General features: G+C 59.3%; 13 protein-coding genes. All 13 read left to right on the plus strand.

Features of this window, described 5'->3' with window-relative positions:
• Positions 1 to 4: 4 nt before the first annotated feature.
• Genes AC1MEK_RS06420 through AC1MEK_RS06480 form a run of 13 tightly spaced genes read left to right on the plus strand, consistent with a single transcriptional unit; the run spans position 5 to position 10847 of the window.
• The gene (locus AC1MEK_RS06420) at positions 5 to 538 is read left to right on the plus strand and encodes a terminase small subunit (RefSeq protein WP_480395432.1); all 534 of its coding nucleotides are present in this window, start codon (positions 5 to 7) and stop codon (positions 536 to 538) included.
• The gene (locus tag AC1MEK_RS06425; protein ID WP_480395433.1) at positions 519 to 2009 is read left to right on the plus strand and encodes a terminase; all 1491 of its coding nucleotides are present in this window, start codon (positions 519 to 521) and stop codon (positions 2007 to 2009) included. The genes AC1MEK_RS06420 and AC1MEK_RS06425 overlap by 20 nt, the downstream gene beginning before the upstream one ends.
• Positions 2010 to 2019: 10 nt before the next feature.
• Positions 2020 to 2340: a hypothetical protein gene (locus AC1MEK_RS06430; RefSeq protein WP_480395434.1), complete on the plus strand. Its 321-nt coding sequence runs from the start codon at positions 2020 to 2022 to the stop codon at positions 2338 to 2340.
• Between the two features lie 3 nt (positions 2341 to 2343).
• Positions 2344 to 4032, plus strand: coding sequence for a portal protein (locus tag AC1MEK_RS06435; protein WP_480395435.1), 1689 nt, complete (start codon positions 2344 to 2346; stop codon positions 4030 to 4032).
• On the plus strand, positions 4033 to 4338 hold the full coding sequence (locus AC1MEK_RS06440) for a Bbp19 family protein (RefSeq protein WP_480395436.1): 306 nt from the start codon (positions 4033 to 4035) through the stop codon (positions 4336 to 4338).
• Positions 4335 to 5048, plus strand: a complete 714-nt coding sequence (locus tag AC1MEK_RS06445) for a hypothetical protein (protein WP_480395437.1) — start codon at positions 4335 to 4337, stop codon at positions 5046 to 5048. Before AC1MEK_RS06440 ends, AC1MEK_RS06445 begins: the two co-directional genes overlap by 4 nt.
• Positions 5049 to 5060: 12 nt before the next feature.
• The gene (locus AC1MEK_RS06450; RefSeq protein ID WP_480395438.1) at positions 5061 to 6065 is read left to right on the plus strand and encodes a major capsid protein; all 1005 of its coding nucleotides are present in this window, start codon (positions 5061 to 5063) and stop codon (positions 6063 to 6065) included.
• Positions 6066 to 6075: 10 nt separating this feature from the next.
• Positions 6076 to 6534, plus strand: a complete 459-nt coding sequence (locus AC1MEK_RS06455) for a Bbp16 family capsid cement protein (RefSeq protein ID WP_480395439.1) — start codon at positions 6076 to 6078, stop codon at positions 6532 to 6534.
• An 11-nt stretch (positions 6535 to 6545) separates the two neighbouring features.
• On the plus strand, positions 6546 to 6923 hold the full coding sequence (locus AC1MEK_RS06460) for a hypothetical protein (protein WP_480395440.1): 378 nt from the start codon (positions 6546 to 6548) through the stop codon (positions 6921 to 6923).
• A gap of 55 nt (positions 6924 to 6978) precedes the next feature.
• Entirely contained in the window at positions 6979 to 7611 is a 633-nt protein-coding gene (locus tag AC1MEK_RS06465) for a phage connector family protein (RefSeq protein ID WP_480395441.1), read from the plus strand.
• On the plus strand, positions 7611 to 9932 hold the full coding sequence (locus tag AC1MEK_RS06470; protein WP_480395442.1) for a phage tail protein: 2322 nt from the start codon (positions 7611 to 7613) through the stop codon (positions 9930 to 9932). The genes AC1MEK_RS06465 and AC1MEK_RS06470 overlap by 1 nt, the downstream gene beginning before the upstream one ends.
• Positions 9913 to 10389, plus strand: a complete 477-nt coding sequence (locus AC1MEK_RS06475; protein ID WP_480395443.1) for a hypothetical protein — start codon at positions 9913 to 9915, stop codon at positions 10387 to 10389. Before AC1MEK_RS06470 ends, AC1MEK_RS06475 begins: the two co-directional genes overlap by 20 nt.
• Positions 10377 to 10847, plus strand: a complete 471-nt coding sequence (locus tag AC1MEK_RS06480) for a virion core protein, T7 gp14 family (RefSeq protein ID WP_480395444.1) — start codon at positions 10377 to 10379, stop codon at positions 10845 to 10847. Before AC1MEK_RS06475 ends, AC1MEK_RS06480 begins: the two co-directional genes overlap by 13 nt.

Here is a 10847-nt window from a genome sequence, read left to right on the forward strand (position 1 = left end):
TGTCATGACCCTGACCGCCAAGCAGCGGCGCTTTGTCGTCGAGTACCTGGTTGATTTGAACGCGACTCAGGCAGCTATTCGGGCGGGCTATGCGAAGAAACATGCGGGCGATCAGGCGTATCAGCTCATGCAGAACCCGGAGATCGTCGAGGCAATTCGGGCGGCTATGGAAGAGCGCACCAAGCGCACCAAGGTCGACGCCGACTATGTGCTGCAGCGCCTCACCGAGATCGACCAGATGGACTTCATCGACATCATGGAAGACGACGGATCATTGAAGCCTGTGCGCAAATGGCCGAAGGTCTGGCGCCAATACCTTTCAGGCTTTGAGCTGGCCGAGCTGTTTGAAGGCCAGGGCAAGGATCGGGACATGGTCGGCATCCTCAAGAAGATCAAGTGGCCGGACAAGATCCGGAACCTTGAACTGCTGGGCAAGCACGTGAACGTCAACGCCTTCAAAGAGCAGGTTGACGTCAACGTGACCGGCATTGCGGCACGCCTGGCCAAGGGACGCGAACGTGTCCAGCGAGGGCGATGATTACGAACAACAGCTCGCTGATGATATAGCCAGCTTTGCTGATGAGCCGTTGGGTTACGTGCTGTATGCGTTCCCGTGGGGTGAGGAAGGCACTGAGCTGGCCAACAAGACCGGGCCGCGTAAGTGGCAGCGTGATGTTCTTGATTCGATTGGCCAGCAACTGCGGGCAGGGGCCAAAGACACCGGTGAGGTCATTCGTGAAGCCGTAGCCAGCGGCCACGGTATCGGCAAGTCTGCGCTGGTGTCCTGGATCATCAAGTGGGCGCTCGACACAGCCGTCGATACACGCGGCGTAGTCACGGCTAACACAGAGACTCAGTTGCGCACCAAGACTTGGCCAGAGGTCGCGAAGTGGAATCGGCTTTCGATCACTTCGCACTGGTTCAGGCTGACCGGCACCGCGCTCATCAGCAACGATGAGGAGCACGAAAAGAACTGGCGTATCGACGCCGTGCCATGGTCGGACACCAACACAGAGGCGTTTGCGGGCCTTCACAACGAAGGCAAGCGAATCCTGCTGATCTTCGACGAGGCGTCAGCGATTGCCGACCTTGTTTGGGAAGTGGCCGAAGGCGCCTTGACCGACGAAGGCACAGAGATCATCTGGGCGGCTTTCGGCAACCCAACCAAGAACACCGGGCGCTTCCGCGAGTGCTTCACGAAGTTCAAGCACCGCTGGCGCCACCTGCAGGTTGACAGTCGAACTGTCGACGGCACCAACAAGACACAGATCGCCAAATGGATCGCCGACTACGGCGAGGACAGTGACTTTGTCCGCATCCGTGTGCGCGGCATGTTCCCGAGGGCTTCCGATTTGCAACTAATCCCGACCGACTGGGTAGCCTCCGCGATGAAGCGGGATGGCGCTTACGGCTTGGACGATGCACTTGTCTGCGGCATCGACATCGCCCGAGGCGGCGCCGACAACAACGTGATCCGCTTTCGTCGTGGTTTGGACGCCAAGAGCATCAAGCCCATTCGCATTCCTGGCAGCGAGACGCGTGACACCACGCTGTTCATCGCGAAGGTGTGCACGGTTGTGCAGGAACAGCGCCCTGACGCCGTGTTCGTTGACTCCACTGGTGTTGGTGGTCCAGTGGCCGACCAGCTCCGCAGGCTGATGCCGGGAGTCGTGATCATCGATGTGAACTTCGCCAGCGCTGCGCCAGACCGGCACTACGCAAACATGCGTACGTACATCTGGTGGAAGTTGCGCGAAGGCCTGCGGGCCGGTCTTGCCATCGGCAATGACACCGAGCTGGAAACCGAGTTGACCAGCCCGGAGTACACCCACAACCAGCGTGACCAGATCGCGCTGGAGAAAAAGGCAGACATCAAGACTCGTCTCGGTATCAGCCCTGACGATGCTGACGCACTGGCCCTGACATACACCATGCCGGTGATGAAGCAGCAGTACCGCAGCAGTGGAATTCCTGCGAACCACCAATCTGACTACAACCCCTTCGACTGAGGAATCCACCATGTGCGGCGGCGGAATCAAGCTCCCAGGTGCTGACCTGATCAAGAAAATCGACCCGCTTCGAGGCGGCGACGTGATCCTCGACAAGCTGGGCTTGCCGTCCCTTCTCGGAGACAAGAACGGTTTGATGACCACGAATGACCAGGTTCTGTCGACCGGGGACGCCAGCACCGACCAGGTCACGAACGTCGCATCAGATGTGCAAGCCGCGCGCGATGATGAGAAGCGCCGCCGCGCTGCCGCTGCTGGCCTGTCGAGCACAATCCTTGGCGGAAGCACGGCTGGCACCGTGACCGGCACGAAAACGCTGTTGGGGCAATGAGCCATGGCTGAAACCCTGCGCCAGCGCTGCGAGAAGCGCCTCGCCATGCTCAAGAACGAGCGCACATCGTGGGAACCTGGCTGGCGCGAGCTGTCGGACTTCATCCAGCCGATGCGCTCACGCCTGCTGTGCGATCAGCAGGTCAACAAGGGCGACCGGCGCAACAACAAGATCATCAACAACGAGGCGACAGAGGATGCTCTCTCGCTGTCTGCGGGGATGATGAATGGGCAGACGTCGCGCTCACGGCCTTGGTTCAACCTCGAAATCAAGTCGCACAAGCTGATGGAGTTCGGCCCGGTGCGTGACTGGCTGTACGAGGCCACCGAGCGTGAGCGCGCCGCTCTGCTGCGTTCCAACTTCTACAACTGCATGCACGTCGCCTATCTGGAAATGGGTGTGTTCGGTACCGGCGCGGTTTGGATCGACCAGGACGACGAGAAGGTTGTCAGCTGTGAGGTGTTCACCGCTGGCGAGTACTACGTTGCCAACGGTGCTGATGGCAAGGCCAACACTTTCTACCGGGAATTCAAGCTGACTGCTGCCCAGATGCAGGAACGGTTCGGCCTTGATGCTCTCAGCCTGCAGGCGCAGAACGCCGTCAAAGAGAACAAGCAGGATGCTTGGTTTGATTGCGTGCAGATGGTGCAGCCGAACGACGACTACCACCCGCAGAGCCGAGCAAGCAAGCACCTGAAGTTCATTGGGCTGGTTTGGGAAAAGGTATCTCCACCTGAGAAGGTTCTTGAGAACAAAGGTTTTCACGAGTTTCCAGTGGCCGTCATGCGCTGGGACGCGTTGCCAGGTGATTGCTACGGCACTGGGCCTGGCCGCAATTGCCTGGGCGACATCAAAGCCTTGCAGTTGTACGAGCGCTCATCGGCTCGCATCACCGAGATGGGATCGAATCCGCCACTCCAAGCGCCAGCCGCATTGCGCGGCCAGCCGTCGTCGATGCTCCCGGGTGGTATCACCTACGTCGACATGATCGGTGGCCAGAACCAGATTGCGCCGATCTACCAGCCCAACTTCGGCTGGATGCAGGCTATCGAAGGCAAGATCGCCAAGATCGAGCAGCGCATTCGCCGATCGTTCTTCACTGACTTGTTCCTGATGATCAGCCAGTTGGATGACGTCAGAACCGCAACAGAAGTCGCAGCCCGCAAAGAAGAGAAGATGGCCATGCTCGGGCCGGTTGTTGAACGCATTGACTTTGAAGGCCTCGACGTTGTGATCGAACGCGTAACCGGGATCATGATCCGTCAGTCGGCGCCGATCTGGCAGGGCATCATCGATGGGGAGCCGTGGTTTCCAGAGCCGCCTGAAGAGCTGGGCGACAATGAGATCGAAGCCGATTACATCTCGATCCTTGCCCAGGCTCAGAAGGCTCAGGCCATTGTCAGCCTTGAGCGCTTCGCCGCAACCATCGGCAACATCTCCGCCGCTTTCCCTGAAGCCAAGGACAAGTTCAATGCTGATCAGTGGGTCGACGAGTACGCCGAAGCCGCTGGCGTTGTACCGACCGTTGTGCGTGGCGACGAGGAAGTCGATGCGATCCGTCAGCAACGCGCACAGCAGGCCCAGCAGCAGGTTCTGCAAGAGCAGATCAATCAAGGCATCCAAGGCGCCAAGCTCCTTTCGGAAACTCAAGTAACCCCGGACAACGTTCTGGGCCGACTCACCGGAGCCTAAATGTTTGATGACGAAGAGATCCTGCAAGCGCGGGAGGAAAAGGCGCGCCTGCAACAAAGGCAAGCCGACGACGACTTCAAGTGGCTGATGGCCGACGCGAAGGGCCGTCGCTTCGTTTGGCGCCAACTCGCCAGAGCCAACGTTTTTCACTCCACCTTCGACCAGCACGCCGGGGTCATGAGCTTCAACGAGGGCGTGCGCAGCAGCGGACTGAAGCTGCTGGAAGACATCAACCGCCTGTGTCCCCACCACTACGTGGTCATGGCGCAGGAAAACACCCAGACGACGAATGAGGCAGACCAATGAATCTGTTTGTGCATCGCGCACTTGGCCACTTCTTGATGAACGAAGCGCCTGCTGACGGCGCTCCTGCTGGTGGTGCTGCGCCGGCACCGGCTGCAACACCTGACGCAACGGCCACGGCGCCAGCAGCAACACTGGCCGGCGACACGCTGTTGGGTGGTGATCCAGCCAAGCCTACCGATCCACCTGCAACAGATCCGGCCAAACCAAACGAAAAGCCCGCTGATGCACCAGCCGTACCGGAAAAATACGAGTTCGCCAACCTGCCCGAGGGCTACATGCTCGACGAGGCAGCGGCAACTGAGTGGTCCACCACCTTCAAGGACATGGGCCTGAGTCAAGATCAGGTCGACAAGCTCGTCGCCGCCGACGCCAAGCGCAGCCAAGGCATTGCTCAGGCCATGGAAAAGCAGTTCGCCGAAGCCCGCCAGCAACAGTTGGGCGAATGGGTTGGCCAGCTCAAGGCAGACCCAGAGTTCGGCGGCGCCAAGTTCGACGCCAACGTTGTTATCGCGCAGAAAGCGCTGGCTACGTACGGCACCCCCGAGTTGAACCAGGCACTCAAGGAAACGGGCCTCGGCTCGCACCCTGCACTGGTTCGCTTCTTCCACAAGGTTGGGCAGGAGCTCACCGAAGGAAGGCTTCACCGCACCACCAACGAAGTTCCCGGCGACAAACCGCTCGCCAACCGCATGTACCCCAACCTCGCATAAGGAGCTGCCTCCATGGCCACGCTTGCAACCAACGCCGTCACATTGCTTGATGTGGCGAAACGAATGAACCCGGATGGCGGCGGCATCATGCCGATTGCTGAGCTGTTGTCCCAAGACAACGAAATGTTGCTGGACATGCCGTGGTACGAAGGCAACTTGCCGACCGGCTCACGGGTTACCCAGCGCACCGGCCTGCCGGATGTCGTGTACCGCAAACTCAACGCCGGTGTGCCAAAAAGCAAATCGACCACCGTTCAAGTCGATGAGGCTTGCGGCATCCTGGAGGGTCGCGGCGAGGTCGATAAAGACTTGGCCTTGCTGAACGGTAACACCGCTGCGTTTCGCCTCTCCGAGGCCAGCGCGTTCACTGAGTCGATGAACCAGACCATGCAGCGCGGTGTTATCTACGGAAACGCAGATGCCACTCCTGAGAGCTTCATGGGGCTGTCTCCACGGTTCAGCACCGTGAACACCGCAACAGCTCAAACCGCCAACAACGTCATCGATGCTGGCGGTACCGGTAGTACCAACACCTCGATTTGGCTCATTGGCTGGGGCGAGAAAACCGTGCACGGCATCTATCCGAAAGGCTCGCAGGCCGGTCTGGTGCACAACGACCTGGGCGAGGGCGATGCGTTCGACGCCAACGGCAACCGTTTCCGCGCCTTCATGGACCAGTACCAATGGAAGTGCGGCATTGCGGTCAAGGACTGGCGCTACATCGTTCGTATCGCGAACGTCGATGTTTCGGGCCTGACCAAGAACGGTGCGACCGGCGCCGACATCATCGACCTGATGACCCAGGGCCTGGAGCTGATTCAAGGTCTGACTGGCGTAACTCCAGCCTTCTACGTCGACCGCCGGATTCGCTCGTTCCTGCGCCGCCAAACCGTCAACAAAGTGGCATCCGGCACCCTCATGTACGACAACGTCGCCGGCAAGCCTGCGCTGATGTTTGGTGAGGTGCCGGTGCGCCGTGTCGACGCCATCCTCAACACCGAAGCCCGCGTGGTTTAAGGAGCCCGAAATGTACGTCGATAAGCAACTGGAGTTCTCCGACAGCCAGGCGGTTACCGCAACGGCTGTCTCCACCAACGTCGTTGACCTGTACCCGCGTGGTAACGCTGTCAATACCAACATCACCCGCGACATCGGTGTTGGTGAGGACGTGTACCTGGTCGTGCAGGTTGACACCACAGCAACAGCTGCTGGCGCAGCAACCGTCACTGTCACGCTGGAGTCTTCCAGCACTGCAGATCTGGCCACCACCCCAACGGTGCACTTTGCATCGGCAGCGCTGGCACTGGCCGCTCTCGCTGGCGGCACCACCATCCTGGCGATCAAGCTGCCTGCCGGGCAGTACAACCGCTACGTTGGCGTGCGCTACACCGTGGCAACCGGCCCACTGACTGCTGGTGCGTTCTCTGCCTTCCTCACCAAAGATGTCCAGGCGTTCCGCGCGTACGCCAAGGGCTATCAGTTCTAAGGGGATTGGCCATGGCCGCAATCAAATGTCTTGTGCTTGCGCACAGCTTCATCAACAACCGGCTGCACGAACCGGGGGAGGAAGTCATGTACGACCCCGGCGAGGGCGGGACCATTGGTTCCAATCTCAAGCGCCTGTCGGGCGGCGAAAAGGCCGCTGTCAAGGACGGCAAAACCGACAAGGACGAATCGGCTCAGTACACCGCCAAACACAAAGCAGCAGGGCGCTGGACCATTGTTGACGCCGATGGCGAGTGGTTCAGCGATTTCCTCGGCACCCGTGAAGAAGCGGAAGCCGAGGCCGTTCGCCTGAATGCAGGCGGCGAGCCGTACAAGAAACCAGCCGAACCCGATCAGACCAACGAAGACGACGGTCTTCCAGACGCCTGATCACCTTCCGCATCACCAAGGCCCTTCGGGGCCTTTTTCTTTTTGAGGTCATCCCATGTCGAGCATCGTCGAGATCTGCAACATGGCTTTGTCGCATATCGGCAACGGCCAGCGCATCGACGCTTTGGACGAAGCGAGCGAGCAGGCAGAGCAGTGCAGCCTGTTCTACGAAAACTCGCGGGATTTTGTTTTGCGTGATCATCCGTGGGGGTTTGCCACAGCCTTTGCCGATTTGGCCGAGGTCGCCACGAATCCTGATCCGGTCTATCAGTACGCATACGCGATGCCCACTGACTGCTTGAGAGTCCGGCAGATTGTGAACACAGCCTTGCCGTGGATGTCGGCGTGGCCTTGTGAGTGGTATGCAAGGCGCCCGAACGTTCCGCGCATCCCATACCGCGTGATCAACGGTTCAAGCAACAGCCTGATCGCCACGAACGTGAACCCCGCAAAGCTTGAGTACACGCTTCAGGTCACATCGTCAGAGATGTTTGAGCCTGACTTTGTGTCAGCACTCTCCTGGTATCTGGCCGCGCAGATCGCACCTGCACTTGCGAAAGATCCTGGCGTTGCACAGACCTGCCAAGCCGCCTATCAGGCTCAGATCAATCAGGCTGCTGCCGCAGCTATGAACGAAGGGACTACCGATCTGAACTTTGAATCCAGCTTCATTATGGGGCGCTGCTGATGGTTGACATGATCCAGCCGTCGTTCAGTGCCGGTGAAATTGCGCCTGCGACCTATGCACGCGTTGACCTGAACCGGTATTTCACAGGACTGCGCACCTGCCGCAACTTCATGGTCATGCCTGAAGGCGGAGCACGTAACCGTGCCGGTACCAAGTTTCTGGCGGAGACTAAGGTCAGCGACCGTAAGAGTCGACTGATTCCGTTCCAGTTCAGTACCGAGCAGACCTACGTGATTGAGGTCGGGCACCTGTACATGCGCTTCTACACGAACGGTGGTCAGCTCCTGAGCGGCGGCGTGGCCTACGAGATCGCCACGCCTTACATCGAGACGGATCTGTTCGCGCTGAACTTCATTCAGTCGGCTGACGTGCTGACCATTGCTCACCCTAGCTACGCACCGATGGAGCTGAAGCGTCTGGGCGCGACGAACTGGACTCTCACCGCAATCAGCTTCCTGCCATCGATCGCATCACCGACGGGCTTGACTGCAACTCCGTTGAGTGGCGGCAGTGGTGCGACAACCCAGTTCCGTTACGTGGTTACAGCGGTTTCGTCAGACGAGTCGGCGGAGGAATCTCAGCCATCAGCAGCGGCCACGGTTGCCGCGTGGGACAACAAGTCCGGGGCAAACCTGTCATGGACTGCCGTCGCCGGTGCCGATCACTACAACGTGTACAAAGAGAACAACGGATCGGGCGTGTTTGGCTTCATCGGTCAAGCCACCAGTACCACGTTCACCGACCTGAATATCTCGCCTGAGAAAGACGATACGCCACCCAGCTACGACAACCCTTTCGCTGGTGGCAATAACCCTGGCGTTGTTGGCTACTACCAGCAAAGGCTGGTGTTCGGTGCCAGTAATGCTAACCCGCAAACCCTCTGGTTCAGCCGGGTAGGGGCTTTCCATAACTTCGGGTTTTCCACGCCAACCAAGGACGATGACGCCATCACGATGACGCTTGCGTCTCGGCAGGTGAACCGGATCCGTGCATTGGTACCGTTGCGCGAGCTGCTGGTGCTGACCTCCGGTGCCGAAGTGACCGTGACCGGGGATGCGACTGGCATCAAGCCGACCAACGTGCAGGCGATCTTCCAGAGTTATATCGGCTCCAGCACTGTGCCGCCGGCTGTGTACGGGAACACTGCGCTGTACGTTCAGGCCCGTGGCCAGAAGCTGGCCGACCTCTCCTACAGCTACACCAGCGACGGATTCCAAGGGCAAGACCTGACCGTTCTATCTTCGCACCTGGTGCGCGGCTACGAGATCAAGGACATGGTCTTGTCTCAGGTGCCGAACAGCTTGCTGTGGTGTGTGCGCAATGACGGCGTGGCTTTGGGCTTCACGTATCTGCCTGCACAGGATGTCTATAGCTGGCACCGTCACGATACAGACGGAGTGTTCGAATCCATGGCATCGATCCCTGAACAAGATGAAGACGCGGTCTATACGATCGTGCAGCGCACCATAGGCGGCGTTACAAAGCGCTACGTGGAGCGGATGGCGTCACGCGAACTGCGCCGCTATGACACCTCCGATTACTGGTTTGACCGGGCTTTCTTTGTTGATGCTGGCCTGACCTACGACGGGCGCCGCACCGGAACGGCCGTTCTCAGCGGTGGAACGGATTGGAAATATCCAAATCCACTCACGCTGACCGTCGGCGCTGCCACTTTTGACGCCGGAATGATTGGCCGTAGCGTGATTCTTTACGGCGGCGGCGACCGGGATAACCCTGGCGATCTGCTGACGGTGGCTATAACCGGTTACACCTCATCCACAGTCGTTACGGTCGTTCCGCAAACAATCGTCCCTGAAACGCTGCGCGCCGTATCTGCTACCCGGTGGGGAGTAGCTGCCTCGACGATCAGTGGCCTTGGTCACCTAGAGGGCAAGACCGTTTCGATCCTGGCAGACGGAAACGTTGCCCCACAGCAGGTTGTCACTGCCGGATCGATTGGACTGGACGCCCCGTCACTTGTTGCGCACATCGGCCTGCCGATCACAGCAGACTTTGAAACGCTCGATATCAGCATGGCGAACAACCCTCAGTTCATTGCCAATCGCAAGCGCATCAATTCGGTCACAGTTATCTGTACCGAGAGTCGTGGGATCTTCGCCGGGCCTGACGCCGACCATTTGCGCGAGTACAAGCAGCGCAGCACCGAGAACTTTGGTGAGCCAATCAAGTTGCTTACCGGTCGCGCAGAGATCGAGATCCAGGCGAAATGGAGCGAGGAGGGACGGATATTCATCCGCCAGACAGACCCGCTACCACTCACGATTCTGGGGGTGGTGCTCAATGTCCAAGCCGGTGGCTAACCTGGTGCCCGTGCGTGAGCGGCACATCCGCGCGCTGCTGGCTGATCTGCGGCCAGCTGACAAGTTGGAGCTTGAATCCATTCGTGGTTGGACTGCCGAGAAGGAAGTCCGGCACGCAATTGAAAACTCAGTCAGCTGTGCAGCCTGCATCGTTGACGGCCATGTCGTAGCGATCTTCGGTGACAGCAGCCATGACCAAGTGTACGGCCTGCCCTGGATGGCCAGCAGCGTCTGGATCGAGCAGTACCGGCGCCAGTTTCTCGGTGAGTGCAGGTCTGTGATCGAGGCCATGCGCAGCCGTCACCACGCTCTTATCAATCTTGTCGACGCCCGCAACACTCTGGCCATCCGCTGGCTGAAGTGGCTGGGCTTCACTTTCCTGCCTGCGGTGCCATATGGCGTGCACGGCGAACCATTCCTACCGTTCCAGATGGAGGGCGCCAAATGTGCGCAGTAGCCGCGATTCCGTTCATCGCCATGGGGGCGTCCGCCCTGTTGAGCTCCCAGCAAAGCCAAGCGCAGGGCAATGCAACTGCAGAGGCAAACCTTCAGAACGCCGCGTACGCCGACCAGGCCGCAGATGATGCGATCAGGCGTGGTGAATTTGAGTCGGATCAACAACGCCTGCAAACCCGCGCAACAATCGGCACTCAGCGTGCTGGCTTCGCTGCCAACGGTGTCGACGTGAACAGCGGATCTGCGGCGAACATCCAAGACGATACGGCTGCGCTTGGCGAGCTTGATGCATTGACCATCCGCAACAACGCTGCACGCGAAGCCTGGGGATACCGCACTCAATCACAGCAAAACATTCTGGCCGCGAAAAATGCCAGATCATCCGGTCAGGCAGGAATGTTTGGCTCCCTCCTATCCGCCGGCGCACAAGGTGCGAAGGCTTACAGTGCGATGAGCTAA

The sequence above is a fragment of the Pseudomonas sp. 2 genome (genome assembly GCF_056627435.1).

Bases quoted from the DNA above. Each gene is read 5' to 3' on its own strand.
- AC1MEK_RS06455 (WP_480395439.1), top strand. From the start codon at position 6,076: ATGTACGTCGATAAGCAACTGGAGTTCTCCGACAGCCAGGCGGTTACC.
- AC1MEK_RS06435 (WP_480395435.1), top strand. From the start codon at position 2,344: ATGGCTGAAACCCTGCGCCAGCGCTGCGAGAAGCGCCTCGCCATGCTC.
- AC1MEK_RS06475 (WP_480395443.1), top strand. From the start codon at position 9,913: ATGTCCAAGCCGGTGGCTAACCTGGTGCCCGTGCGTGAGCGGCACATC.
- AC1MEK_RS06445 (WP_480395437.1), top strand. From the start codon at position 4,335: ATGAATCTGTTTGTGCATCGCGCACTTGGCCACTTCTTGATGAACGAA.
- AC1MEK_RS06450 (WP_480395438.1), top strand. From the start codon at position 5,061: ATGGCCACGCTTGCAACCAACGCCGTCACATTGCTTGATGTGGCGAAA.
- AC1MEK_RS06440 (WP_480395436.1), top strand. From the start codon at position 4,033: ATGTTTGATGACGAAGAGATCCTGCAAGCGCGGGAGGAAAAGGCGCGC.
- AC1MEK_RS06460 (WP_480395440.1), top strand. From the start codon at position 6,546: ATGGCCGCAATCAAATGTCTTGTGCTTGCGCACAGCTTCATCAACAAC.
- AC1MEK_RS06465 (WP_480395441.1), top strand. From the start codon at position 6,979: ATGTCGAGCATCGTCGAGATCTGCAACATGGCTTTGTCGCATATCGGC.
- AC1MEK_RS06430 (WP_480395434.1), top strand. From the start codon at position 2,020: ATGTGCGGCGGCGGAATCAAGCTCCCAGGTGCTGACCTGATCAAGAAA.
- AC1MEK_RS06420 (WP_480395432.1), top strand. From the start codon at position 5: ATGACCCTGACCGCCAAGCAGCGGCGCTTTGTCGTCGAGTACCTGGTT.
- AC1MEK_RS06480 (WP_480395444.1), top strand. From the start codon at position 10,377: ATGTGCGCAGTAGCCGCGATTCCGTTCATCGCCATGGGGGCGTCCGCC.
- AC1MEK_RS06470 (WP_480395442.1), top strand. From the start codon at position 7,611: ATGGTTGACATGATCCAGCCGTCGTTCAGTGCCGGTGAAATTGCGCCT.